General features: G+C 64.9%; 19 protein-coding genes and 1 pseudogene. 15 read left to right on the top strand and 5 right to left on the bottom strand.

Going from position 1 to position 26,404, the window contains the following annotated elements; all coding sequences use genetic code 11:
* Nucleotides 1-137: 137 nt before the first annotated feature.
* The gene (locus CK230_RS05740) at nucleotides 138-2,294 is read right to left on the bottom strand and encodes a penicillin-binding protein 1A (RefSeq protein WP_095816205.1); all 2,157 of its coding nucleotides are present in this window, start codon (nucleotides 2,292-2,294) and stop codon (nucleotides 138-140) included.
* 239 nt (nucleotides 2,295-2,533) lie between these two features.
* Complete coding sequence (locus CK230_RS05735) at nucleotides 2,534-3,172, bottom strand: TetR/AcrR family transcriptional regulator (RefSeq protein ID WP_095816204.1); 639 nt, start codon at nucleotides 3,170-3,172, stop codon at nucleotides 2,534-2,536.
* A gap of 112 nt (nucleotides 3,173-3,284) precedes the next feature.
* On the opposite strand from CK230_RS05735, the gene CK230_RS05730 reads away from it, so the two are divergent.
* From CK230_RS05730 to CK230_RS05720, 3 genes are all read left to right on the top strand, one after another.
* Nucleotides 3,285-5,696 (top strand): FAD-dependent oxidoreductase, encoded by a 2,412-nt coding sequence (locus CK230_RS05730; RefSeq protein ID WP_095816203.1) that lies wholly within the window; start codon nucleotides 3,285-3,287, stop codon nucleotides 5,694-5,696.
* 118 nt (nucleotides 5,697-5,814) lie between these two features.
* On the top strand, nucleotides 5,815-7,368 hold the full coding sequence (locus CK230_RS05725; RefSeq protein WP_095816202.1) for a trimethylamine methyltransferase family protein: 1,554 nt from the start codon (nucleotides 5,815-5,817) through the stop codon (nucleotides 7,366-7,368).
* 138 nt (nucleotides 7,369-7,506) lie between these two features.
* A complete protein-coding gene (locus CK230_RS05720; RefSeq protein ID WP_095816201.1) occupies nucleotides 7,507-7,914 on the top strand; it encodes a DUF3168 domain-containing protein in 408 nt (135 codons plus the stop codon).
* A 104-nt stretch (nucleotides 7,915-8,018) separates the two neighbouring features.
* Here CK230_RS05720 and CK230_RS05715 read toward each other — a convergent pair whose 3' ends face one another.
* Nucleotides 8,019-8,405, bottom strand: a complete 387-nt coding sequence (locus CK230_RS05715) for an ester cyclase (protein WP_095816200.1) — start codon at nucleotides 8,403-8,405, stop codon at nucleotides 8,019-8,021.
* A gap of 239 nt (nucleotides 8,406-8,644) precedes the next feature.
* On the opposite strand from CK230_RS05715, the gene CK230_RS05710 reads away from it, so the two are divergent.
* The 8 genes from CK230_RS05710 to CK230_RS05675 all read left to right on the top strand — a co-directional run bounded on the left by CK230_RS05710 (nucleotide 8,645) and on the right by CK230_RS05675 (nucleotide 15,844).
* Nucleotides 8,645-8,944 carry a hypothetical protein gene (locus CK230_RS05710; RefSeq protein WP_095816199.1) on the top strand — a complete coding sequence of 100 codons (300 nt, stop codon included), beginning with the start codon at nucleotides 8,645-8,647 and terminating at the stop codon, nucleotides 8,942-8,944.
* Nucleotides 8,945-9,008: 64 nt separating this feature from the next.
* Entirely contained in the window at nucleotides 9,009-9,674 is a 666-nt protein-coding gene (locus CK230_RS05705) for a response regulator transcription factor (protein ID WP_095816198.1), read from the top strand.
* Between the two features lie 22 nt (nucleotides 9,675-9,696).
* Nucleotides 9,697-11,085, top strand: coding sequence for an ATP-binding protein (locus CK230_RS05700; protein ID WP_095816197.1), 1,389 nt, complete (start codon nucleotides 9,697-9,699; stop codon nucleotides 11,083-11,085).
* 161 nt (nucleotides 11,086-11,246) lie between these two features.
* Nucleotides 11,247-11,684, top strand: a complete 438-nt coding sequence (locus CK230_RS05695; RefSeq protein WP_095816196.1) for a hypothetical protein — start codon at nucleotides 11,247-11,249, stop codon at nucleotides 11,682-11,684.
* 129 nt (nucleotides 11,685-11,813) lie between these two features.
* Complete coding sequence (ccmI, locus tag CK230_RS05690; protein ID WP_095816195.1) at nucleotides 11,814-12,950, top strand: c-type cytochrome biogenesis protein CcmI; 1,137 nt, start codon at nucleotides 11,814-11,816, stop codon at nucleotides 12,948-12,950.
* A 4-nt stretch (nucleotides 12,951-12,954) separates the two neighbouring features.
* Complete coding sequence (ccmE, locus tag CK230_RS05685; protein ID WP_042642035.1) at nucleotides 12,955-13,398, top strand: cytochrome c maturation protein CcmE; 444 nt, start codon at nucleotides 12,955-12,957, stop codon at nucleotides 13,396-13,398.
* On the top strand, nucleotides 13,398-15,383 hold the full coding sequence (locus CK230_RS05680; RefSeq protein ID WP_095816194.1) for a heme lyase CcmF/NrfE family subunit: 1,986 nt from the start codon (nucleotides 13,398-13,400) through the stop codon (nucleotides 15,381-15,383). Before ccmE ends, CK230_RS05680 begins: the two co-directional genes overlap by 1 nt.
* Nucleotides 15,380-15,844 carry a cytochrome c-type biogenesis protein gene (locus CK230_RS05675; protein WP_095816193.1) on the top strand — a complete coding sequence of 155 codons (465 nt, stop codon included), beginning with the start codon at nucleotides 15,380-15,382 and terminating at the stop codon, nucleotides 15,842-15,844. The genes CK230_RS05680 and CK230_RS05675 overlap by 4 nt, the downstream gene beginning before the upstream one ends.
* Nucleotides 15,845-16,102: 258 nt before the next feature.
* Here the strand turns inward: CK230_RS05675 and CK230_RS05670 are convergent.
* Nucleotides 16,103-16,249 (bottom strand): annotated as a pseudogene (locus CK230_RS05670) (CopG family transcriptional regulator); the annotation flags it as partial.
* A 189-nt stretch (nucleotides 16,250-16,438) separates the two neighbouring features.
* Between CK230_RS05670 and CK230_RS05665 the strand changes: the two are divergent.
* The 4 genes from CK230_RS05665 to CK230_RS05650 all read left to right on the top strand — a co-directional run bounded on the left by CK230_RS05665 (nucleotide 16,439) and on the right by CK230_RS05650 (nucleotide 23,436).
* Nucleotides 16,439-17,992: a Do family serine endopeptidase gene (locus CK230_RS05665; protein WP_095816192.1), complete on the top strand. Its 1,554-nt coding sequence runs from the start codon at nucleotides 16,439-16,441 to the stop codon at nucleotides 17,990-17,992.
* A 200-nt stretch (nucleotides 17,993-18,192) separates the two neighbouring features.
* A complete protein-coding gene (locus CK230_RS05660; protein ID WP_095816191.1) occupies nucleotides 18,193-18,867 on the top strand; it encodes a response regulator transcription factor in 675 nt (224 codons plus the stop codon).
* Nucleotides 18,868-18,875: 8 nt separating this feature from the next.
* Nucleotides 18,876-20,354 carry a HAMP domain-containing sensor histidine kinase gene (locus tag CK230_RS05655; RefSeq protein ID WP_095816190.1) on the top strand — a complete coding sequence of 493 codons (1,479 nt, stop codon included), beginning with the start codon at nucleotides 18,876-18,878 and terminating at the stop codon, nucleotides 20,352-20,354.
* Nucleotides 20,355-20,460: 106 nt separating this feature from the next.
* A complete protein-coding gene (locus tag CK230_RS05650; RefSeq protein ID WP_095816189.1) occupies nucleotides 20,461-23,436 on the top strand; it encodes a bifunctional [glutamine synthetase] adenylyltransferase/[glutamine synthetase]-adenylyl-L-tyrosine phosphorylase in 2,976 nt (991 codons plus the stop codon).
* Between the two features lie 645 nt (nucleotides 23,437-24,081).
* Here CK230_RS05650 and CK230_RS05640 read toward each other — a convergent pair.
* Complete coding sequence (locus CK230_RS05640; protein ID WP_095816187.1) at nucleotides 24,082-26,403, bottom strand: PAS domain-containing sensor histidine kinase; 2,322 nt, start codon at nucleotides 26,401-26,403, stop codon at nucleotides 24,082-24,084.
* Nucleotide 26,404 lies beyond the last annotated feature (1 nt).

Genomic DNA, 26,404 nt, shown 5'->3' with positions numbered 1-26,404 from the left:
TCACGCGAGGGGTGGCTAGATCAGGACGACGTTTCGCTGAAACGTCGTCCTGATCTATCTTTTTGATGGAGCATGATCTTATCCGAAAACCGGTTCCCACTTTTCGCTATCGCGGTCCTTCGGTTCGGTACCATGCTCTAAAGCGCCGAAAGTGCTTCCGGCAGGGTGGGCGCATCGAGCACGGGCGCGGCCTGGAACGCCTTCGTCATGTCCCTCAGCGTCTGGGTGGTGCGGCCGGAAAGCACCGGCGGCCGTTCGGCCTCGGCCTGCGCCTCTGCGGCGTCGGCTTCCTTCTTGGCCGCTTCCTCTGCCTTGGCCGCGACCTCCGGGTCGACGAACGGATGGTCGAGACCGGGGATAGGCTTCAGGTCGATGTTCTGGTGCGCATAGACCATCAGGCGCTGCCAGACCATCGCCGGCAACGAGCCGCCGGTCATCTTGTTGGTTGCCGTGAAGTCGTCATTGCCGAGCCACACGGCCGCCGTGTAATTGCCGGTGAAGCCGACGAACCAGGCGTCGCGATAGGATTGCGTGGTGCCGGTCTTGCCGGCGACGACGATGTTGGGCAGCTGGGCGCGCCGCGCCGTGCCGATGACCGGCACCGCCGCCAGCATGGTGTTCATGTATTTCAGCGCCTTTTCCGACAGCACGCGGTGTGGCGGCGGCGCATCCTTGGCCCAGTCATAGACCACCTCGCCGGTGCGGGTGACGAGCTGGGTGATGCCGTGACGCGAGCCGACGAAGCCGTTCTGGGCAAAGACGCTGTAGCCGGTCGCCTGGTCCATCACCGTCATGAGGGATGTGCCGAGCACCATGGTCTTGTGCGATTCCAGCGGCGATTCGACACCCATCGATTCAGCCATCGCCTTGATCGGACCGATGCCGAGATGATCTTTGGCGAGTCGCACCGGCACGGTGTTGATCGACTTCGCGATTGCGGTCAGCAGCGTGACGTTGCCGGCCGATCCGCCGCTGTAATTGTGCGGCGACCAGCTGCCCCAGCTGACGGCGCCGCCCGAAACCACCGAGTCCGGCGTGAACCCATGCTCCATCGCCGTGGCATAGACATAGGGCTTGAAGGATGAACCCGTTTGACGCAACGCCTTGGTGGCGCGGTTGAACTGGCTGGCGCCATAGTCGCGGCCGCCGACGATGGCGCGCACCGCGCCGTTGGTCTCGATCACCACCACCGCGCCCTCGGTGACGTTGTATTCCTTGCCGAACTGCCTGAGGTGGTATTCGACCGACTCTTCCGCCGCCTTCTGGATATTGGCGTCGAAGGTCGTATGGGCGACCAGCGAATGCTGGCCGGGCTTGGCGATCTTCTTGACCTCGTCGAAGGCCCAGTCGAGGAAGTAGTCGGGGCTCTTCTGCTCGCCGCGGTCGACAACATCGGCCGGATGCAGCCGCGCCTGCAGCACCTGGCCCTCGGTCATGAAGCCGGAATCGACGAGATTGGAGAGCACCACATTGGCGCGCGCGCGGGCCGCCGGCAGGTTGATGTGCGGGGCGTATTTGGTGGGCGCCTTGAACAGGCCGGCCAGCATTGCCGCCTCGGCGAGGTTCAGGTCCTTGACGCTCTTGCCGAAATAGAAATCCGCAGCCGCCTCGATGCCGAACGTGCCGCCGCCCATGTAGGCGCGGTCGAGATAGAGCTGCAGGATCTCTTTCTTGGAGAGGTTCGCTTCCAGCCACAGCGACAGGAAGGCTTCCTTGATCTTGCGCTCGAGGGTGCGCTCGTTGGACAGGAACAGGTTCTTGGCGAGCTGCTGCGTGATGCTCGAGCCGCCCTGGACCACCGAATTGGCCCGCACATTCTCGAAGATCGCGCGCGACAGGCCCAGCACATCGATGCCGTAGTGGTCGAAGAAACGTCGGTCCTCCGTCGCCAGCACCGCCTTGATGACGATGTCCGGCATCTCGTCGACCGGCACGGAATCGCGCTGGATGATGCCACGCTGGCCGATCTCATTGCCGTAGCGGTCGAGGAAGGTCACGGCGAAGTCGCCCTGGTTGCGCCAGTCGCCGGTGGTGATGTCGAAGGCGGGCATGGCGAGCGCGAGCAGCACCACGAAGCCGCCGGCGCCCATGGTGAAACCTTCGCTCAGCACCTCGATGATGGCGCGGCGCCAGCCATGCACACGGAACCGGCGGGAAAAGATGGTCGCCGCTTCCCAGAATTCGCGCCCCTTGAAACCGATCTCGTAGAGCGAGGTGTCGAGCCATGCGTCCACGGCGAGCAGCGCCGAAGCGATCCGGCCTCTTCTCCTGCGTGGTTTAGAGGGATTGTCCATTCCAGAATTCCACCCCGGCACTTCCGCCCGAAACAGCCGTGGCAGTTCCGGGGCGCCCTCCGTGCCAGACTAATCGACCATTTTAGCACCACTCACAAGGGCAGCGAAGCCACACCCAGGCTTTGTTGAACGCCATGGTTGATTATGCCCGGAGCAATTCCAGGAAAAGTGAGCAATTCCAGGAAAAGTGTGCAGCGGTTTTCCGTCCGGAATGCGTAAAACAAATACTGAGAGCGATATCACCGCGCCGCGATGAAGCGCATGAAATGCGCCACATCCGCCTTGCTCGGCTCCAGTCCGGTGAAGGAGCGCAGATAGGCGGCGAGGTGGCTGACACGTGCCTCGACCGGTTCCTTGAGGTCGAGCACGTAGTAGCCAATCTGCATGTAGTAGAGGACGCGGGCGCGGATGAAGGCGTCCTCGCTCTCATAGCCGTGCCGGCGGTACATGTCGCGTATGGCCAGCAGGCGCTCCTCGTCGGCCTTGTCGATCATGCGCCGCACGTCGTCCGAGCGCCTTGCCCATTCGCGAACGGCGAAATCGAGCCTGGGATCGAACAGACGCTCGTCCGCCCAGCATTCGAACACGTTCATCACACCCATGATGATGGTGTCTGCCGGCCGGCGCGCCCGCTCGACGATCGCCGTGGTGTTGGTCTCGTGCCAATGCTTGAGCAACTGGTCGAGCAGGTCCTGCCGGCTTTCGAAATACCAGTAGAAGCTCGAGCGCGAGACGCCGAGCTTCTGTCCCAGCGTCAGCACGCGCACGCTCTCGATGCCGTCGGAAATCAGCATTTGCAGCGCGAGGTTGATCCAGTCCGCGCGGGTCACCTTGATATTGCCGGGCGCCGGCTCGTCCTGGGGAGCAGTCATGGTCATGAGCCAACAAGTGGCACGGCGCGGAGCAGCGCGCAAGCTCTGGACAGAAGTGTCTAGACACATGTGTACGGGGCGTATATCTTGAGAGCCTCCAACGAGAGGGGAGAGGCTCGTGAAGTCGCATTACCGGGCAGTGGTCATCGGCGGAGGGGTGGTCGGCGCCTCGGTGCTCTATCACTTGACGCGCTTTGGCTGGAGCGACGTGGCGCTGATTGAGCGCGCCGAGCTGACAGCCGGCTCGACCTGGCATGCGGCGGCCGGCTTCCACGCGCTCAACGCCGATCCCAATGTCGCCGCGCTGCAGGATTACACGATCAAGCTCTATCGCGAGATCGAGGCCGAGTCTGGGCAGAAAGCCGGGCTGCACATGACCGGCGGCGTCAACATGGCGAGCGACCCGCAGCGCTGGGAATGGCTGAAATCGGCCTGGGCGGTGTTCCAGTCGGTCGGCATCGAGACGGCGAGGCTGGTGACGCCCGAGGAAATCAAGGAGATCTGCCCGATCGTCGATGTCAGCGGCGTGCTCGGCGGCCTCTATGATTCCAACGAGGGCCATCTCGACCCTTATGGCACCACGCACGCCTATGCCGGCGCCGCCAGGAAGCGCGGCGCCGACGTCATCCTGCGCAACCGCGTCGTCGAGCTGAAGCAACGCGCCGACGGCGGCTGGGACGTCGTCACCGAGAAGGGCACGATCGTCGCCGAGCATGTCGTCAACGCCGGCGGTCTCTGGGCCAAGCAGGTCGGGCTGATGGCCGGCGTCAACCTGCCGGTGACGCCGATGGAGCATCATTATTTCGTCACCGAGGACATTCCGGAAGTCGCCGCGCTCGACAAGGAGCTCGGCCTGGCCGTCGATCTCGACGGCTTCTCCTATCTTCGCCAGGAGCGGAAGGGCGTGCTGCTCGGCGTTTACGAGCAGAACCCGAAACACTGGAACATGGACGGCGCGCCCTGGGATTACGGCATCGAGCTGATCCCCGAAGATATCGATCGCATCAGCCCCGAGCTTGCCAAGGCCTATGAGCGCTTTCCCTGCCTGGCTAATGCCGGCATCCGCAAATGGGTCAACGGCGCCTTCACCTTCACGCCGGACGGCAATCCGCTGGTCGGCCCGGTGCGAGGGCTGAAGAACTACTGGGTCGCCTGCGGCGTCATGGCAGGCTTCAGCCAGGGCGGCGGCGTCGGCAAGTCGCTGGCCGAGTGGATGATTTACGGTGAGCCGGAAGCCGATATCTTCGGCATGGACATCGCCCGCTACGGCGCCTTCGCCGGCAACCGCGAATATCTGCGGCAGACGACGGGCCAGTTCTATGCCCGCCGCTTCGTCATGACCTTCCCCAATGAGCGCCTGCCGGCGGGCCGGCCGCTGAAGCGCCCCGGCGCCTATGACGGCATGAGCGCCGCCGGCGCCGAATGGACGGCATCCTGGGGCCTGGAGATCCCGGCCTATTTCGCGCCGATGGGGTTCCGCGAGGAGACGACGCTGAAACGCTCCAACGCCTTCGACATCGTCGGCGACGAGGTGTTGCAGGTCCGCCGCGCCGCCGGCCTCGTAGATACCACGGCCTTCTCGCGCTACGTCGTGTCCGGCCCGAGCGCGGAAGCCTGGCTCGACAAGCTGCTCGCCTGCAAGCTGCCGAGGCCCGGACGGGCGAAGCTCGCGCCGATGCTTGGCTCCGATGGCCGACTGAAGGGCGACCTCACCGCGCTCAACTGGGGCGGCGGCGAATACTGGATCATGGGCTCCTACTATTTGCGCGAATTCCACATGCGCTGGTTCGAAGCGCATCTGGCCGGTGGCGTCAGGGTTACTGACATTTCCGATGCCACATCCGGTTTCCTCGTCACCGGACCGAATGCACGAAAGATCCTCGAACGCACCACGCATCAGGACCTCTCCGCCGAGGCGATTCCGTTCATGGCGTGTGGCATCTTCGACATCGGCATGGTGCGAGCCCGGGTGGCAAGGCTGTCCATTGCCGGGGAGCTCGGCTTCGAGATCAACTGCCCGGCCACCTTGCATGCGACGCTGCGCCAAACCCTGCTTGCCGCGGGCGAAGACCTAGGCCTGGCCGAGATCGGCTACTACGCGCTGAATTCGCTCCGGCTGGAAAAGAGTTTCGGCATCTGGTCGCGCGAATTCACGCAAGGCTACACGCCCGGCCAGACCGGGCTCGACCGTTTCATCGCTTTCGACAAGGGCGACTTCATCGGCCGCGCGGCGGCGCTCAAGGAGCGCGAGGCGGGTGTCTCGCGACGCGTCGTGACGCTGGAGGTCGACGCCGTCGACGCCGATGCCAGCGGCTTCGAACCGGTCTGGTCGAAGGGCCGGCGCGTCGGCTTCGTCACCTCCGGCGGCTACGGCTATACGCTCGGCAAGAGCGTCGCCCTGGCGTTGCTCGATGACGATTTCACCGGGGAGGGCACCGAGCTTTCCGTCCACATTGTCGGGGTCGAACGGCCGGCGCGTGTCATCGCCGCCTCGCCCTACGACCCCGAAGGCCAGGCGATGCGGCAATAGAGCATGATCCCGAAAAGTGGGAACCGGTTTTCGGAAAAGATCATGCTCAAACAAGAGGATAAGATGGAACGGGATGACGTTTCGAAGAAAAGTCATCCCATTCCAAGGAGGAAGCGCCATGATTGACGAGGCCGCACGTGATCTCAGGCGCGAGCGCCGGCGGGGACGCACCGGCGAGGCGGGCAGCGAGTCGAGCCGGCACCCGAACTACCGGTCGCTGAAGAACCCGTTCCTGCCGCAGCCGATCTTTTCCGAAGACCAGGTCGCCGCCATCCACGCTACCGCGCTGCGCGTGCTGGAAGAACTCGGCATCAAGGTGCTGCTGCCCGAGGCCCGCGCCGTCTACGCCAAGGCCGGCGCCTTGGTCGACGAAGGCAGCCAGATGGTCAGGATCGGCCGCGACATGGTCGAGGCAGCACTTGCCTCGGCGCCGCGCTCCATTCCGGCACTTGGCGGCGACCGCTCGCGCGACCTGACGCTTGAGCTCGGCTCGATGGCCTTCCTGGCCGGCTCCGGCGCCCCCTACGTCATCGACCTCGAGCGCGGCCGCCGGCCGGGCACGCTCGCCGCCTTCGAGGAATTCATCAAGCTGATCCAGCATTTCGATGTGCTGCACATGCTTGGGCCCTGTGTCGAGCCGCAGGACATCGACAACCGCTTCCGCCACTATGCGGCCAACCGGGCGCAGCTGACGCTGTCGGACAAATTCCCCTTCATCTTCGCGCGCGGCACGCCGCAGGTCGAGGACGGTTTCGAGATGATCCGCCTGGCGCGCGGCCTTTCGCAGGACGAGTTCCGCGCCGGCGCCCATTGCTACACCGTCATCAACACCAATTCGCCGCGCCAGCTGGATATTCCGATGGCGCAAGGCATCATCGACTTCGCCAAGGCCGGCCAGGTCCTGATCATCACGCCCTTCTGCCTGGCGGGCGCCATGGCGCCGATCACGGTCGCCGGCGCGCTGACCTTGCAGCATGCTGAGGCGCTGGCGGGCCTGGCGCTGGCCCAGATCGTGCGCCCCGGCGCGCCGGTGGTCTATGGCTCCTTCTCATCCAATGTCGACATGAAGTCCGGCGCGCCCGCCTTCGGCACGCCGGAGCACATCAAGGCGACGCTGGGCGCGGGCCAGCTCGCGCGTTTCACCGGCCTGCCCTGGCGGTCCGGCGGCGGCAGCGCCGCCAATATTGCCGACGCGCAGGCGGCACACGAGACGCAGTTCGCGCTGTGGGGCTCGGTGCTTGCCGGCGCCACTGTCTGCATCCACGCGGCCGGCTGGCTGGAAGGTGGCCTCAGCGTTTCCCTGGAAAAGCTGATCACCGACATCGAGGCCTTGCAGACGGTCGCGGAGCTTTGCGCGAAGACCCCGGGCGACGAGGATGCCATCGGCTTCGAGGCCATCGCCGAAGTGCAGCCGGGCGGCCACTTCTTCTCCGCCGCCCACACCATGTCGCGCTACCGCACCGCCTTCTACGAGCCGCTGGTCGCCGACTGGTCGAATTTCGGCAACTGGACGCAATCCGGCGGCAAGACCGCGACCGAGCGCGCGACCGGCATCTGGAAGCGGATTCTTTCCGACTTCCAGCCGCCGGCCTCTGCTGCCGCCACCGCGGACGCGCTCGACGAGTTCATCGCCAGGCGCACCGAGGAGGGTGGCGCCACGCCGGTCTCCTGATTTGACGAAAAGCGTAATAAATTCGAGACCTTCGCCATTCACGTTATAGTCATATCGATTCGCGATCTGGCATCGGATCGCGAGCGCGGCTACGTTGCCGGGCAGCGTGAGGAGATATGTATTGGCGATGGACGGTAGATGACGGCGCCTGGCGATTTGATGCAGGCCTTGTTCCTGAGGCTGAAGACCGATGCGTCGCTGTCGGCGCTGCTCGGCGGCGCCGGCCTGCTCGAGCAGGCGAGCGACAAGGCTGCCTTTCCACACGTGACCTACGGCCGCACCAGTGCCTTCGACCTCGACACCGGCGCTGATAATGATGGCGACCAACTGATCACCTTGCATGTCTGGTCGAAAGCGCAAGGCGAGGCCGAGACGCGCCTCATCATGGATAGCATCAAGGCGCGCCTCGACGGCGCGGCATTTTCGATTGGCTCGCGCGGCCAGACGCGCCTGTCGCTGGAATTCGCCGAGGCTCGCTATGACGAGGATCTGGCCGTCCATCATGGATTGCTGCGTTTTCGCGCGCTGACCCAGGAGGCCGTCTGAGAGACCGCGCTGATGCATGTCGCCCGCAAGTAAGGGTGGGAACATGCATCAAAACAAGGGCTTAAGCGCGCCGTTTGAATCGGTTTCGCGCGATGTGCCTTGGTCTACAGCTGCGCTTGGATGGCGGCCTTGTCGATGAGCGACCAGACTTCGCGAATCCGCCCGTCATGGAACTCGTAAAAGACGTTCTCGGCGAAGGAAACGCGCTTGCCGTGGACTGGCAGGCCAAACAGCACGCCCTTGGGCCGGCAGTCGAAATGCAGACGCGCCGCCACGCGTGGTGGCTCCGAGACCAGAAGCTCGATGTTGAAGCGCAGGTCGGGAATGGCCTCGAAATCGCCTTCCAGCATGCGGCGGTAGCCCGAAAGCCCGATCGTCTCGCCATTATACTGGACCTCCTCGCCGACGAAGCGGCCGAGATTGTCCCAATCCTGCTCGTTCAGGCAGGCGATGTAGCCCCGATAGAGAGCGGCAATATCCTCCCGGGTCATAGCATGCTCCTGTGGTCGTCCGGCGTTTCTACACTAGCTAGGGCCGGACGGGGAATCCGCACCCGAAAAGCGTAGCGGGCCGACTGATTTTCCGGCTATGAATTTGCACCCCGGGCCCGAGGGAGCCTTGGCATCTACGGGGTGCATTCATTTGTCTCGCGCAGGGGAATGGCGGGCATGGTTTTTCGGTTAGTCACCGTTCATTTCACGTTCAGCCCATATGCGTTAGAACCGTGATCATGAAAGATCTTGGCTCCCATCTTCGCAAAGCAGTGCTGGCGCTTGCCGCGGCCGGTCTTCTTGCGTCGCAGGCGATCGCCCTGCCTGTCATCGAGCCATCGGCCGATCAGCCGGTGCTGCTCGCCGCCGGCGATTGCTACGCCATAGGCCAGCAGGTCGCCGCGCAGAATGGCGGGACGCTGGCCAAGGCCTCGCAGGCGACGCGGGGCGGCCAGCAGGTCTGCGTCATCGTCGTGCTCGTCCCCGGCAAGGATGGACAGCGTCCGCGCCGCTCGGAAATCGTCGTCCCGATGGGCTGACCCCTCTCGTTTCCCAGGCAGGCGGAATCGGCCTATACCTCCATCCAGCAACAGGCTTCAACCCATGCGCGTGCTCGTCGTCGAGGATGACAAGGATCTCAACCGGCAACTGGCCGATGCGCTGGTCGATGCCGGCTATGTGGTCGACCGGGCCTATGACGGCGAGGAGGGGCATTTCCTCGGCGACACCGAGCCTTACGACGCCGTCGTGCTCGATATCGGCCTGCCGCAGATGGACGGCATCAGCGTCGTGGAGCGCTGGCGCCGCGGCGGGCGCAAGATGCCGGTGCTGATCCTGACCGCGCGCGACCGCTGGAGCGACAAGGTGGCCGGCATCGACGCCGGCGCTGACGACTATGTGACGAAGCCTTTCCACATCGAGGAGGTGCTGGCCCGGGTGCGGGCACTGATCCGCCGCGCGGCCGGCCATGCTTCGTCCGAACTCACCTGCGGGCCGCTGCGGCTGGACACCAAGGCGTCCAAGGCCGATGTGAACGGCATGCCGCTGAAACTCACCTCGCATGAGTTCCGGCTGCTCGCCTATCTGATGCATCATATGGGCGAGGTGGTGTCGCGCACCGAGCTGGTCGAGCATCTCTACGACCAGGATTTCGACCGCGATTCCAACACCGTCGAGGTGTTTGTCGGCAGGCTTCGCAAGAAGATGGGCATCGACATGATCGAAACCGTGCGTGGCATGGGCTATCGCATGCGAGAGCCGGAGGCGTGACGCGGAACCGCTGAAGCCAGCGATGGGAAGGTGGATTGCAAGGCTACGGCTCTGGCCGCGCTCGCTGACCTTCCGCGTCATCGCTTTTTCGACCATATGGGCGATCCTGACGCTGGTCGTCATCTTCACCCTCATCACCACGCTTTACCGCCAGGCCAGCGAGCGCGGTTTCGACAGCCTGCTTTCGGCGCATCTGTTCAACTTGATCGGCTCCGTCGGCATTTCTGACAACGGCGCGCTGACCGGCTCTCCTGACCTCGGCGATTTGCGCTTTTCCGAGCCGAATTCCGGCTGGTACTGGTCGGTGGAACCGGCCTCAGAAGGCGTGCATGGCGAAATCCATTCCTCCTCGATGACGACCTCGCTCCTTTCGCCGAGTGTCGCGGAGGTCCCGTTCAACGCGAACTTCCAGCGCAGCTACTCGATGGAAGGCATAAAGGGCGAGCAGCTCGAAGTGTTCGAGAGCGAGTTCGTCCTCGATGCCAAGAACCGCGCCGCCCGCTTCCGCGTCATGGGCAACCACAGCGAGCTCGAGCAGGAGATCGCGAGCTTCCAGCGCCGCCTGCTCACCTATCTCTCGCTGTTCGGCGTCGGCATGATCGCCATCAACGCCATCGCCATCCTGTTGGGTCTCCAGCCCTTGCGCCGGGTCCGCAACGCGCTCGCCATGGTGCGCGAAGGCACGGCCCAGCGCCTCGACGGCAGCTTCCCGGCCGAGATCGAGCCGCTGGCGAACGAGACCAATGCGCTGATCGAGAACAACCGGCGCATCGTCGAGCGCTCGCGCACCCAGGTCGGCAACCTTGCCCACTCGCTGAAGACGCCTTTAGCCGTGCTGATCAATGAGGGCCGCGCGCTCGGCGGCGCCAAGGGCCAGCTGATCGCCGACCAGGCAGCTTCCATGCAGAAGCAGGTCGATCACTACCTGCAGCGCGCCCGCGTCGCCGCCCAGCGCGACAGCGTCGTCTTTCGCACGCCGGTTTCGCCGCTGGTCGAGCGCATGGTGCGCGTTCTGCGCAAGCTCAACCCGCAAACGCGGCTGACGCTGTCCCTGCCGCCGGCCGAGATCGTCTTTGCGGGCGAGCGCGAGGATCTCGAGGAACTGCTCGGCAATCTGCTCGACAATGCGATGAAATGGGCAAAGAGCGCCGCCGCGGTGACGATCGCCACTATTTCGGGAAGCGGCAACCTGTTTGAAATCGTTATAGAGGATGACGGTCCGGGCATTCCCGAGGACAGCGCACGAGAGGTGTTGAAGCGTGGCAAGAGACTGGACGAGACGAAGCCGGGAACGGGGCTTGGCCTTGCCATTGTCGCCGACCTCGTCAACGAGTATGGAGGCTCGCTGGCGCTGGAACGGTCCGGCATGGGCGGCTTGAGGGTGGTGGTGAGATTGCGGAGCCTTCAATGATGTTTTTTATCGATTTGCGAGCAGTGGCTGACGGCCAAATTTCCGACAAATATCAACACTATGGCCAGGATGCTTCCCTGATGGCGCGGCCCCCAATCCATCTCTCAAGAAGTCCATTTCGCTCAAGAAGCTCATCCCGCTCAAGAGAACCGGTTGTTGGCATGAAGATCCGCGTCGCGCTCGTTTCCGCCCTGCTCGCCGTTTCCGGCTGCTCGACACTCAGCAGGGGCGGTCCAACCTCTCCGGTCACGCCTGTTTCGACGCCGCCTTCCGGTGGCAAGGTCTCGACCAGCATCGTCTCGGCCATGAATGGCGGGCTTGTCGGCGGATCGATCGGCTCGGGCCTGAGCGATGCCGAAAAGCGCAAGGGGCTGGAGGCGGAGTACAAGGCGCTGGAGTACAACACCAGTGGCCAGAAGGTGACATGGAAGGGCGACAACGCCTCGCATTATGGCGAGGTGGTCGCGGCTCAGCCCTATCGGGTCGGCTCCCAGGATTGCCGCCAATACACCCACACTGTCTTCACTGGCGGCGCGGGCGTCACCGCGCGCGGCACCGCCTGCCGCAATTCCGATGGCAGCTGGACGCCGCTGACCTAGAAAGGACACGGCCCAGCCCCATTATTCGGCTAGGTTGACCTCAATCAAGGTGAGGCGGTCGATCCGCCGTCAAAGCGTCGCAGTATGCTTATGTTGGCAGGGCAGGGCTCTGCCTTTATTGGAAGAGCCATGCTGTTCTGGGTCATAGCCGCAATCCTCACGCTGGGCGCCAGCCTGGCGGTGCTTCTGCCGCTCACCGGCGGCATGAAGGGCGCATCGGCGCCTGGCGATCACGACCTCGAAGTCTATCGCGACCAGCTTTCCGAGCTGGATCGCGACGTGGCGCGCGGCCTGATCCAGCCGGGCGAGGCTGAGGAGGCGCGTGCCGAGATCGGCCGCCGCATCCTGCGTCTCGGCGCGGCCGAGCGGCCGGGCTCCGCCAGCCCCGGCTCCTCCCGCGGCATCAGGTTTGTCGCCAGCCTGGCCGTGCTTGCCGTGCCGCTGCTGAGCTGGGGGCTGTACGGCGTGCTCGGCTCTCCCGATCTGCCTTCGCAGCCCCTGGCCGAACGTCTCGCCAAAAATCCCGCCGATTCCTCGGTCGACGAGCTGGTCGCTCGCGCTGAAGCGCATCTCGCCGCCAATCCGTCGGACGGCAAGGGTTGGGACGTGCTGGCGCCGATCTATCTTCGACTGCAGCGTTTTCCCGACGCGGTAACTGCCTACCGCAACGCCATTCGCCTCGACGGCGACAGCGCGGCGCGCCAGTCGGGTCTCGGCGAGGCGATTGCCAGCGCCGCGGGCGGCATCGTTTCGGCCGATGCCCAGAACGCCTTCGAGGCGGCGCTCAAGCTCGATCCGGCCAATGCCAAGGCGAATTTCTACTTGGCCGTCGGCCTTGCCCAGGAAGGCAGGAAGGACGAGGCTGTCGCGGCCTGGCAAAGGATGCTCGGCCAGCTTCCGCCGGATTCGCCCTGGCGCGGCGCTGTCCAGCAAGCGCTTGCCGAGGCTGGCCAGCCGGCGGTCGCTGCGGGCGCGCCGGCGAGTGGGCCCGATGCCCAGCAGATGGAAGCCGCGCAGCAGATGTCGCCGCAGGACCGGCAGGCGATGATCGAGACCATGGTCGCGGGCCTCGACGACAGATTGAAGCAGAATCCCCGTGACGAGGAAGGATGGATGCGCCTCATTCGTTCCTATGCCGTGCTCGGCAAGGCCGATCAGGCGCGCGAGGCGCTCGGTCGCGCTGTCGCCGCCTTTGGGGCCGAGAGCGAGCAGGCCAAGAAGTTCACCGCCTTCGCCGCCTCCCTCGGCGTGACGGCGACGGAGTAAGGCAATGACGCGCAAGCAGAAGCGATTGTCGGTGATCGTGGCGGGGCTGGCCTTCCTCGCCGCGGCCGCCGGACTCACCTTCTACGCGCTCGGCCAGAAGGCCTCCTATTTCTACATGCCGGCAGAGCTGGCAACGGCAAGCGTCCCGCCCGGACAGCGCATCCGCCTTGGCGGTCTCGTCGAAAACGGCACCGTCGTGCGCGGCAGTGGCGCAACCGTGGCCTTCTCGGTTACCGACACGCAGAAATCGGTCAAGGTGACCTATACCGGCATCCTGCCCGATCTCTTCCGCGAGGGGCAGGGCGTCATCACCGAGGGCGCTTTCGGTCCGGACGGGGTTTTCGTCGCCGACAGCGTCTTGGCCAAGCATGACGAGCGCTATATGCCGAAGGAAGTCGCCGACGGCCTGAAGGCCAAGGGCGTCTGGGTGGAAAGCAAGAGCCAATAATGGTTGAGACCGGACATTTCGCCCTCGTGCTCGCCTTCGCGCTGTCGCTGGTGCAGATGCTGGTGCCGCTGGTCGGCGCCCGCACCGGCAATCAGCGGCTGATGGCGGTCGGCGGCCCGGTGACGGTCACCGGCTTCGCGCTGACGGCGCTGTCCTTCGCGGCCCTTGCAAGCGCCTATGCCGGCTCGGACTTCTCGGTGGCGAACGTGTGGGAGAATTCCCATTCGCTGCAGCCGATGATCTACAAGATCACCGGCACCTGGGGAAACCACGAAGGCTCGATGCTGCTGTGGGTGCTGATACTGACCTTCTTCGGCGCGCTCGTCGCCGTCTTCGGCAACAATCTGCCGGCAACGCTCAAGGCCAATGTGCTGGCCGTGCAAGGCATGATCGGCGCGGCCTTCTTCCTGTTCATCCTGACCACGTCAAACCCGTTCATCCGCCTCAACCCGGCGCCGGTCGAGGGGCGCGACCTCAACCCGGTCCTGCAGGACCTCGGCCTCGCCATCCATCCGCCGCTGCTCTATCTCGGCTATGTCGGCTTCTCGGTCTGCTTTTCCTTCTCGGTCGCGGCGCTGATCGAAGGCCGCATCGACGCCTCCTGGGCGCGCTGGGTGCGGCCGTGGACGCTGGTCGCCTGGATGTTCCTCACCGGCGGCATCGCCATGGGTTCCTACTGGGCCTACTACGAGCTCGGCTGGGGCGGCTTCTGGTTCTGGGATCCGGTCGAGAATGCCTCCTTCATGCCCTGGCTTGCCGGCACCGCGCTGCTTCATTCGGCCATCGTCATGGAGAAGCGCTCGGCGTTGAAGATCTGGACGCTGCTGCTTGCCATCCTCACCTTCTCGCTCTCGCTCCTCGGCACTTTCCTGGTGCGTTCGGGCGTGCTGACCTCCGTGCACGCCTTCGCCACCGACCCGGCGCGCGGCGTCTTCATCCTGTGCATCCTGACGCTGTTCATCGGTGGCTCGCTGGCGCTGTTTGCGCTGCGCGCATCAAGCTTGACCGCCGGCGGCCTGTTCCATCCGATCTCGCGCGAGGGCGCGCTGGTCCTCAACAACCTCTTTCTCACCACCGCCACCGCGACGGTGCTGGTCGGCACGCTCTACCCGCTGGCGCTCGAAGCGCTTACGGGCGGCAAGATCTCGGTCGGCGCGCCCTTCTTCGACCTGACTTTCGGCCCGCTGATGCTGCCGTTGCTTGCCATCGTGCCGTTCGGCCCGCTGCTCGCCTGGAAGCGCGGTGATGTGATTGCCGCCTCGCAGCGGCTGATGGCGGCCTTCGCCATTGCGATCGCCGCGATGCTTGTCACCGGCCTGTTCATCAACGGCGCCTCGGTTTTTGCAGCACTTGGTGTCGGCCTCGCCGTCTGGCTCGTCGCCGGGGCGTTGACCGACCTTGCCGTCAAATCCGGCGCCGGCTCGGTGGCGCCGGCCGTCATGCTTCGCCGTTTCGCCGGCCTGCCGCGCTCGGTCTTCGGCACGGCGCTTGCCCATCTCGGCCTCGGGGTGACCTTGCTCGGCATCGTTGGCACGCTCTGCTTCGGCACCGAGAGGATCCTCACCATGCGGCCCGGCGAGACGGTGGAACTCTCCGGCCACACGCTGCGCTTCGAAGGGCTTTTTCCCCAGAGAGGTCCGAACTTCACCGAGGATCGCGCCCGCTTCCTGCTGATCGGCGCAGATGGAAATGCCAAGGGCGAGATCTCTTCGGCAAAACGCTTCTTTCAGGCCCGGCAGACCGCGACGACCGAGTCCGGCATCAGGACGCTCGGCTTGAGCCAGCTTTATCTGTCGCTCGGTGACGAGGGTAATGACGGCTCCGTCGTCGTGCGCCTATGGTGGAAACCGCTGGTGACGCTGATCTGGGGCGGCGGGCTGGTGATGATGGCGGGCGCGGCCATGTCGCTGGCCGACCGCCGCCTGCGTGTCGGCGCGCCCGCGAGGCGCCGCAAGCCGGCCGCCGCGTTGACGAGCCCGACATGAGGGCAAGGTTTTCGCTCGCCTCGCTGATCCTTCTGCTCGCCCTGGCGTTTACGGGCGCCGCGCAGGCGGTGAAGCCTGACGAAGTGTTGCAGGACCCGGCATTGGAGGCGAGGGCGCGTGCGCTGTCGGAAGGCCTGCGCTGCATGGTCTGCCAGAACCAGTCGATCGACGAATCCGACGCCGACCTGGCCCGCGATCTGCGCATCCTCGTGCGCCAGCGCCTCGTCGCCGGCGACACCGACCAGCAGGTGATGGATTACATCGTCTCGCGCTATGGCGAGTTCGTGCTCTTGAAGCCGCGTTTCAGCCTGCGCAACGCGCTTCTATGGGGCACACCGGCGCTGCTGCTCCTGGCCGGCGGCCTGTTCATTCTGCTCAGCGCCCGCTCGCGCCGCCCGGCGTCTGACAGCGCTCTCAGCGCCGAGGAAAAGGCGGCGCTGGACAGGATGCTAAGCGAATAGCGCCATCGCTGTGCTTGGCGATTGACTGCAACCGCCTTCGAATCTCATTCTATGGCGGAGCAACGAGCGAAGCGACGCGCGCAGACCATAGAATCCATTCCGTGACTTCGAGGCGTCGCGGCCGTCCAGAATTCTGCTCCGTGGCACCCCTCGCGCGAGGTAACGGCATGGATTCCAGGGTCTGCGCGCGTCGCTTCGCTCCTTGCTCCGCCCTGGAATGACGACATCGGAGGTCTCAGCTAATCTCCAAAGGGGCGGCTACACCTCGCGTGTCCGCTCGGCTTTCACGGCCTCGATCACCGCGTCGATTTCCGCCATTGCCGCTTCGTGAGGCACCACACGGCCCGCCTTTGCATCGGCTATCCCGCGCTTGATGCCTTCGATCGTCTTAGTCTCACGATCGACTGAGACTGGAATTCGGTTGGCATGGCCTTTTGTCATTTTGAACCTCGTGATACCGCGCGTCGCCACCAATCCCAACATTACAAAACTTTCATGTATCGGAAATGGCGCCGTAATGTGCGGCTCTCTAATCCTCTTGCCCGAGGATGCTTCGCCTGAGCGCATCCGCTTCGATAGAGGATAAGAAACCCCATGAATAATGCCCCCAATTCATTTTCCAGCACCCGCAAGCGCCTGATGGCGGCTGCAGCGTCCCTGGCCGTTATCGGTGCGGTCGGTGCCGGCGCGCTCGCGACCGGCACTGCCCCCGTGCTGGCCGATGCCGTGCGCGTCGAGGCCCCGCAGGTGCCGAGCTTCGCCGATGTCGTCGAGCACGTCTCGCCGGCGGTGGTCAGCGTCAAGGTCAAGGCCAAGATCCAGCCGACCGCCGATGACGGCTCCGACGACCAGAACGGTTTCGACAACCTGCCCGACAATCCGCAGTTGCGCCGCTTCTTCAAGGAGTTCCGCGGCTTCGGCGACCAGGGCGGCCAGCAGTTCGGCATGCGCCCGTTCAACCACCGCAACCACGGCAATGGCGAGCCACGCCCGGTTGCCCAGGGCTCGGGCTTCTTCATCTCGGAGGATGGCTACCTCGTCACCAACAACCATGTCGTCTCGGAAGGCTCGGACTTCACCGTCGTCACCAATGACGGCAAGGAGCTCGACGCCAAGCTGATCGGCACCGATCCGCGCACCGACCTCGCCGTGCTGAAGGTCGATGGCGGCGCCAACAAGTTCACCTATGTCGACTTCGCCGACGATTCCAAGATCCGCATCGGCGACTGGGTGGTTGCCGTCGGCAATCCGTTCGGCCTTGGCGGCACCGTCACCGCCGGCATCGTCTCGGCCCGCGGCCGCGACATTGGCGCCGGCCCCTATGACGACTTCATCCAAATCGACGCTTCGGTCAACCGCGGCAATTCGGGCGGCCCGACCTTCAACCTCAGCGGCCAGGTGATCGGCATCAACACCGCCATCTTCTCGCCGTCGGGCGGCAGCGTCGGCATTGCCTTCGACATCCCGGCCTCGACCGCCAAGCAGGTCGTCCAGGACCTGATGAAGAGCGGCTCCGTCCAGCGCGGCTGGCTCGGCGTCGAGATCCAGCCGGTCACCTCCGACATCGCCGAGTCGCTCGGCCTGAAGTCGGACAAGGGCGCGCTGGTGTCGAGCGCCCAGGACGCAGGTCCGGGCAAGAAGGCGGGCATCACCGCCGGTGATGTCATCACCCAGGTCGACGGCAAGGACGTCGCCTCGCCGAAGGAGCTCGCCCGCATGATCGGTGCGTTCGCCCCGGGCAAATCGGTCGATGTCACTGTCTGGCGCGACGGCAAGGACGAGACGGTCAAGGTCGATCTCGGCACGCTGCCCGCGAGCGACAAGCAGGCCTCGAACGAGGACAACAGCAAGCAGTCGGCGCCGGCCGCCAAGCCCGACACGCTTGCCGACCTCGGCCTGACCGTCACTAAGGCGGAAAGCGGCAAGGGCCTTGTGGTCACCGATGTCGACCCCGACAGCGACGCGGCCGACCGCGGCATCCAGCCCGGCGACGTCATCACCTCGATCAACTCGAGCGAGGTCAACACCACCGACGATGTCTCCAAGGCGATGACCGATGCCGCCAAGGCCGGCCGCAAGGCCGTGCTGATGCAGATAACCCGCGACGACTCGAACCGCTTCGTCGCGCTGCCGGTCGGCAAGGGCTGACTTCAACTTCCAGCTTTCCCCATGGCGGTATCAACACCCCCGAGCCGCCGTGGGGAAACATGGGGCCGAGCACGCAAGTCAGTCACCGTGTTTCGCTCCTGGCGGCAGCGGGTTTCCCATCACCCGCTGCCGCTTTAACTTGAAAGCAAGGCGATATGGCTGCCCCTCAATCTTCCAATGAAATCGCGTATAACGGCTCCATGAAGATTCTCGTCATGGAAGACGATCGCGAGGCGGCGGACTACTTGCAGAAAGCCTTTGCCGAAGCGGGCCACACCGCCCATGTCGCCGGCGACGGCGAGACCGGCTTCGCGCTCGCCGATGCCGGCGATTATGACGTGATGGTGGTCGACCGCCTGATGCCGCGCCGCGACGGCCTGTCGGTGATCGCCGCCCTTCGCTCGCGCGGCAACACCACGCCGGTGCTGATCCTGTCCGCGCTGGGCGAGGTCGACGACCGCGTCACGGGCCTGCGCGCCGGCGGCGACGATTACCTTACCAAGCCCTACGCTTTTTCGGAATTGCTCGCCCGCGTCGAGGTGCTGAACCGCCGCGCCGGCGCGCGCGAGTCCGAGACCGTCTACCGGGTCGGCGACCTCGAGCTCGACCGGCTGTCGCATTCGGTCAGGCGCGCCGGCCGCGAGATCACGCTGCAGCCGCGCGAGTTCCGCCTGCTCGAATATCTGATGCGCCATGCCGGCCAAGTGGTGACGCGCACCATGCTTCTGGAAAATGTCTGGGACTATCATTTTGATCCGCAGACCAACGTCATAGACGTCCATGTCTCTCGCCTGCGCGGCAAGATCGAAAAAGGCTTCGACAAGCCGATCCTGCACACGATCCGCGGCGCCGGCTACATGCTGAAGGGTGGGTAAAGCCGATCATGGCTCTTTCCCTGCCGGCCATCATGAAGACGACGGCGGCCCGGCTCTCGGCGCTCTATCTTCTGCTTTTCGCGCTCTGCGCGGTGCTGCTCGTCCTCTACATGACATCGCTGTCGGCGCGCATGCTGACCGCGCAGACGCAGGAAACCATCAACGACGAGGTGCTGGGCCTGGCCCAAGCCTATCAGCGCGGCGGCCTGCCTGTGCTGGTGCGCGTCGTCGAGAACCGCTCGCGCCAGCCGGGCGCCAACCTCTATCTTATCGCCGACGCCAACGGCCAGATCCTGACCGGCAACGTGCAGAGCCTGGAGCCGGGGGTCATCGAGACGGAAGGCTGGACGACCGAACCCTTTTCCTACCAGCGCTTCGGCGAGGGCGAGCTCGACCGGCTGCGCAGCGGAGCTACCGACCAGCCCGCACCCCAGACCGGCGACGGCAGCAATCCCCAGTCGACAGGCGAAAAGGGCCACAACGCCATCGCCCTTGTGCTGCGGCTGCCAAACCAGATGATCATGCTGGTCGGCCGCGACCTCGGCGAGCCCGAGCGCTTCCGCGCCGTCATCAGCCGGGCGCTGACGCTGGCGCTCGGCATGATGGGCCTGGGCGGGCTCCTGATCTGGTTCTTCGTCGGGCGCGCCGCACTGAAGCGCATCGACAGCGTGTCGGATGCCAGCCGCCGCATCATGGGCGGCGACCTCAGCGGACGGCTGCCGGTGACCGGCGCCGGCGACGAATTCGACCGCCTGTCGGAAAACCTCAATGCGATGCTGGCCAGGATCGCCATGCTGAACGAGGGGCTGAAGCAGGTCTCCGACAACATCGCCCACGACCTGAAGACGCCGCTGACCAGGCTGCGCAACCGCGCCGAGGCCACGCTCGCCGGCCGGCACAAGACGGAGGACTACCGCCAGGCGCTGGAAAGCACGATCGCGGAATCCGACCAGCTCATCAAGACGTTCAACGCCATATTGATGATCTCGCGCCTGGAGGCTGGCTATTCCTCGGAACAGACCGGTCCCGTCGATCTCGCCGCCACGGTGAGCGACGTCGTCGAGCTCTACGAGCCGGTGGCGGAGGAAGCGGGGGTTTCGCTCGAAGCGACCGTGCCCGAAGCCTTCACGATCAACGGCAATCGCGAGCTGATCGGTCAGGCGCTGTCCAACATCGTCGACAACGCCATCAAATACTCGACTGACGCCGCCGAGGCGCCGAAAGTGCGAGTGGCGTTGGAGCGCGCCGGAAGCGAACTCAAGCTCACCGTCACCGACAATGGCCACGGCATTCCCGACGACGCCGACCGCGCCCGCGCCACTGAGCGCTTCGTGCGCCTGGAAAAGAGCCGCTCGCAGCCAGGCTCGGGCCTCGGCCTCAGCCTCGCCAAGGCCATCATGACTTTCCACAACGGCAGGCTTGATCTTTTGCCCGCCAATCCCGGATTGTCCGTGGTCATGAGTTTCCCGTTGCGGGAGACGCATTAAAGCAGGTCGCGAGAACACGCGACCTGTTTTAAGTTTTTGATTTAAGCATGTCTTTGTCCCGAAACCGGGCCCACTTTCGGGAGACATGCTTTAATGGCGCGGATGAATGGCGAAGAAGAAAATCGAATCCGAGTTCCGGCTTAGCCCGACATTGGCGCTCCGGCCTTTGGACGCGAAACATGCCCGGCGCGAATTGTCGGAAATCGCCGATGCCGCCGAGGAAGACGAGCTTTCCCGTCTCGCCGCCTTTCTGGCGGGCGAGGGGCCGCTGCAGGACCTGCTGGCGGCCATCTTCGACCTGTCGCCCTTCCTGCGCGACGTCGCGCGCCGGCGGCCGGCTATCCTCGAGACACTGTTCGACGAGACGGTCGAAGCGCGGCTCGCCGCCATCAGCACGGCGATCGGCGGCGTGGCCCAGGCCGAAGATGTCTCGGAATCCGGGCTGATGATGCAACTCAGGCAATGGAAGACCGAAGCGCATTTCCTGATCGCGCTGGCCGATCTCTCCGGCGAGGCGGAGACCTCGGTGACGGTGCGCCGCCTCAGCGATCTCGCGGACGCCTGTACAAACGCTGCCGTCGATTTCCTGCTGCTCGACACGCACCGGCAAGGCAAGCTCAAGCTGCCGAAGCCGGCAGTGCCAGCGAGGGATTCAGGCTGGATCCTGCTCGGCATGGGCAAGCTCGGCGCGTATGAGCTGAATTTTTCCTCCGATATCGATCTGGTCGTCTTCTTCGACCCGGAGGCGCCGGCGGTCATCGATCCGCTCGACGCGACCGAGCTGTTCTCCAGGCTCACCCGCCGTCTTGTGCGCATCCTGCAGGACCGCACCGAGCATGGCTATGTGTTCCGCACCGATCTGAGGCTGCGCCCCGATCCCGGCTCGACGCCGCTGGCGATCCCGATCGAAGCGGCGCTTCGCTACTACGAGGCGCGCGGCCAGAACTGGGAGCGCGCCGCCATGATCAAGGCGCGCCCGGTTGCCGGCGACCTCGCCGCTGGCGCTGCCTTCCTCAAGGAATTGCAGCCCTATGTCTGGCGCAAATACATGGACTATGCCGCGATCGCCGACGTCCATTCGATCAAGCGCCAGATCCATGCCCATAAGGGCCATGGCGAGATCGCGGTGAAAGGCCATAACGTGAAGCTCGGCCGCGGCGGTATCCGCGAGATCGAGTTCTTCGTCCAGACCCAGCAGCTCATCGCCGGCGGCCGCTTCCCGGAACTGCGCGGCCGCGAGACCGTGCCGATGCTGGGCGCGCTCGCCGCGCGCGGCTGGATCACCGCCGACGCGTGCGATGCGCTCACGCGCCAATACTGGTTCCTGCGCCGCGTCGAGCACGCCATCCAGATGGTGGCGGACGAGCAGACGCATATCTTGCCCGACAGCGACGAGGAGTTGGAACGCATCGCGCTGATGCTGGGTTTTGCCGGCGAGGCGGAGTTCACGCAGGCCTTGCGCGCTTCGCTGCAGCAGGTCGAGCGCCACTATGCGGCGCTGTTCGAGACAGCGCCCGAACTGTCGGCCGGCGTCGGCAATCTGGTCTTCACGGGCGATGTCGACGATCCCGATACGCTGCAGACCTTGCACCGGCTCGGCTTCCACCGTCCGAGCGACATCTGCCGCGTCATCCGTGGCTGGCATTTCGGCCGCTACCGCGTCACCCAGTCGGCCGAAGCGCGCGAGCGGCTGACGGAACTGACGCCGGCGCTGCTCAAAGCCTTCGGCCAGACGCGACGCGCCGACGAGGCGCTGATCCGCTTCGACGAGTTCCTCGCCGGCCTGCCGGCGGGCATCCAGCTTTTCTCGCTGCTGCAGTCCAATCCGGCGCTCTTGAAGCTGATGGCGACCATCATGGGCGCCGCGCCCCGGCTGGCGGCGATCATCACGCGCCGCCCGCATGTCTTTGACGGCCTGCTCGACCCGGCGCTGCTCACCGAACTGCCGGACCGCGCCTATCTTTCGGCGCGGCTTGCCGCCTTCATCGAGGGCGACCGCGCCTATGAGGATGTGCTCGACCGCCTGCGCATCTTCGCCTCCGAGCAGAAATTCCTGATCGGCGTGCGCCTGCTTGCCGGCGCTATCGATCCCGCGCGGGCGGGGCGCGCCTTCTCCGACCTCGCCGACCTCACCATCGAGGCGGCGCTAAGTGCGGTGATCGCCGAATTCGCGCTGCGCCACGGCAGGATCGCCGGGGGCAGGGTGGCGCTGCTCGGCATGGGCAAGCTCGGCAGCCGCGAGCTCACCGCCGGTTCGGATGTCGATCTCATCCTGCTCTACGATCATGACGCCGACGCAGAAGAGTCCGACGGCGACAAGCCGCTGGCGCCGTCGCATTACTATACCCGCATGACGCAGCGCCTGATCGCCGCCGTCTCGGCGCCGACGGCCGAAGGCGTGCTCTATGAATTGGATTTGCGCTTGCGTCCCTCCGGCAACAAGGGGCCGGTCGCCACCCATATCGATGCGTTCAAGAAATACCAGCGCCAGGATGCCTGGACCTGGGAGCACATGGCACTGGCGCGGGCTCGCGCCATCGGCGGCGACGCCGAACTCTGCGCCGAGCTCGACGACGAGGTGGCGGCGGTTCTGGCGCAGCCGCGCGATGCCGCCAAGGTGAAAACCGAAGCCTCGGACATGCGCGCGCTCATCGAGAAGGAAAAGCCGCCGCGCGACCTCTGGGACATCAAGCTGATCCCGGGCGGGCTCATCGATCTGGAATTCATCGCCCAGGTCGCGACCATCACCGGCAATGTCGGGCCCGGCCGCCGGGTAACGGCGACGGCCGACATTCTGGCCCGGCTAGCCCCCGGTTTCGCCGCGCCCGATATCCGCGAAGAGCTTTGCGAAGCCTACCGGCTCTATCTGGCGCTGACCCAGATGATCAGGCTTTGCCTCACCGGCGAGTTCCAGCGCGACGATGTCCCGCCGGGTCTTTCGGACCTGCTCCTGGCTGTCACCGACCTGCCGGATTTCGCTGTGCTGGAAGCGCATCTCAAGGAGACGTCGCGGAAGGTCAGGAGAGATTTCGACCGTCTGCTTCGTGCGGGAGCGTCGCCATCAACCGCACCGGCGCCGTGAGATTCCCCGGGTGTCACATTAGCCACAGTTAATATTAATCGGCGATCCGGTCTTGCGCCATTGGCAGAGGTGTCCCGTAATGGGTCAATGGGTCTGGCATCGCAATTGCACTGTCAGCAATGCCGGGGAGTCAATTCACCCCGACGAAGGGGGGCCTCGCCGCTTCGCAAATGGAGCGGCGGGTTCTTTCGACGGCTGACTTGAAGCCCCCCAAATCGCCAAAACCTGGGGCGCTGGGCAACTATGGATCTTCGAAAATTCTTGGTGGGCATGTTTGCAGCGTCATTCATGGTGGCGGTCTGGGCTGGCATAGAAACTGGTTCCGTCTGGGCGGCGCTCGGATGGGCAATGCTGGCCATGGTCATTCTGCAGGTCGGATATTTCGGTCTCGTCGTCGCCTTGGTCTATAGACGGGCATCGAAAGGCGCCGAGGCAAGCCCGCCGCCGGCGGCCGTAAACGATCTAAACCCCACTGGCTCAGTTTAGCGACCCGACAGTCCGTTGGGGTGGGTTCGATCGACCGCCGGGCCTGACCGGCGGGGGGCAAGCCGGCTGAGTCAATCGTAATATTAGCAATTCTGCGATAAACCAGGAGCGGACGTTTTCTCCTGTTTTGGGCAGCACAGCGGGTGAAACGGGTCTGGCCTAAGCCGCCGCCTTCACCGCGGTCGGCGCCTTCTTCAGCGGGATGCGCACCGACACGATCGTGCCGACGCCTTCGGTCGAGCGGATCTTCAATGCGCCGCCCTGCAGCTCGGCCAGCGAGCGCGAGATGGCGAGGCCGAGGCCCGAGCCGGTGTGGTTCTTGGAGAACTGGTTCTGCACCTGCTCGAACGGCCGGCCGAGCTTGCTCAGCGCCTGCTTGGGAATGCCGCAGCCATTGTCCTCGATGGTGAGCAGCAGCGCGCCCGACGTGTTGCGCGCCCTGACCGTGATCTTGCCGCCCTGTCCAGTGAATTTCACCGCGTTGGAGAGCAGGTTGATGGCGATCTGCTTGATGGCGCGGCGGTCGGCATAGACCCGCATCGTGTCGGCGATGCGCGTCTCGACATTGATCGACTTTTCCGCCGCCTGCAGCGAGATCACCCGCACCGTTTCCCTGATCAGCGGGCAGAGGTCGATCTCCTCGCGATCGAGCGAGAACTGGCCCGCCTCGATCTTCGACATGTCGAGGATATCGTTGATGACGCCGAGCAGGTATTTGCCGCTGCCGTTGATGTCGGTCGCGTACTCCTCGTAGCGCTCGGAGCCGAGCGGCCCGAACAGACCCTGCTGCATCAGTTCGGAGAAGCCGATGATGGCGTTGAGCGGCGTGCGCAGCTCATGCGACATATTGGCGAGAAACTCCGATTTGGCGCGGTTCGCCGCCTCGGCACGCTCGGTTTCCTTCATGTATTTGCGGTTGAGCTCGACCAGTTCGCTGGAGCGTTCCTCCTCGGCGCGGCGGGCGAGGCTGAGATCGTGGATCGTCGCCATCAGCCGGCGCTCGCTGTCGACCAGCTTCTCCTGATGCAGCTTGATCTGGGTGATGTCGGAGCCGACCGAGACGATGCCGCCGTCGCGGGTCCTGAGCTCGTTGACCTGCAGCCAGCGCCCGTCGGCAAGCTGGCGCTCCAGGGTGACGCCGCCATGCGGTCCGTTGGCGTTGGCAAGCCTGCGCTCCGAGGCGAAGGCCAGCATCCGCTCCTCGAGCGCGTCGCGACCTACGCCCGGCACGACATCGCGGTCCGACAGCCCATTGTCCTTCTGGAACTTCGAATTGCACATGATCAGCCGCTCGGAGGCATCCCACAGCACGAAGGATTCGTTGATGTTCTCGATCGCGGTCCTCAGCCGCATGTCGGCCGCTTCCGAACGCAGCGCCAGGTGCCGCTGTTCGGTGACGTCGACGGCGATGCCGATCAGCTGGATCTCCGGCGCTTCCGGGTCGATCACCTGCGCGCGGGCCCGCATCCACACCCATTGTCCGTCGGCATGGCGCATGCGGAAGACCTGGTCGATATGATCGATCTCGCGTTCGACGATGCGGTTGGCGAGTTCGAACAGGTCGCCATCCTCGGGGTGGATGATCTCGTCGACCTCTCCGAAGGACAGCATCGCGTCGCAGGGTTCATAGCCCAGCATGTCGTACATCGAGCGCGACCAGTACATCTTGCCGCGCACCATGTCCCAGTCCCACAGCCCGCAGCGACCGCGCACCAGCGCCATGTCGATGCGCTGATGCGCCTCGAGATAGATGCGGTCCGCCGCCTGGGCGCGCGCCGCCTGGCCGAAATAGGCGTAGAGGATGACGATCAGCACGCCGGCCGTGAGCACGAACAGCGTGACGTTCAGCGACATCGATTTGCGCCAGCTGTCGAACACCGCCCCCTGCGGCACCAGCACGGCGGCCGCGTGCTTGCGATCGCCGCTGAGGCTGACGGCGGCAAACCAGTCCTGTCCTGAGATGCTGACATCCATCACGCCGGCGCGGTCGCCGAACATGAACAGCGGCTGGCCGCCCAACACCACACTGTCCAGCGTGCGGCCCTGCCAACCCGTCGACAACGGCGAGACGGCAATGACCTTGAAGTTGGCATCGGTGATCGCGAGCACATGGGCGCGGCTCATGGCGCCCTGGCGGCTGGTGTTTTCCAGCAGGCTGATGGCGTTGGCGCCCGCAGCGTTGGGGTCCGCCGTGATCGCCTGCGCCATCTGGCCGGCGGCCAGCGCCAGCACCGCCTTGGCGTCGCGCTCGATCTCGTCATGCTCGTTCATCAGTGACAGGAAGCGCAGCGCCGCGATGACGATGAGGAAAATAACGATCAGCGCCGGGATCGATCGGCGCAGAAACGGCTCGGCGGCCAAGAGCCGCTGATAGGTGGGTTCGGCGATCAGGCGCGTATTGCCGGCAAGTCCATCGCTCCTTGCCTTACGACGCGCAAAAGCCTTCCCTCCGGGCGCGCCCCACGCGTCCGCCTTGGCCATA

It is taken from the genome of Mesorhizobium sp. WSM3859 (assembly GCF_002295065.1).
Taxonomy (GTDB): Bacteria; Pseudomonadota; Alphaproteobacteria; order Rhizobiales; family Rhizobiaceae; genus Mesorhizobium.
The sequence above is the reverse complement of the archived record's forward strand: the minus strand, read 5'-3'. Positions and strand labels throughout refer to the sequence as shown.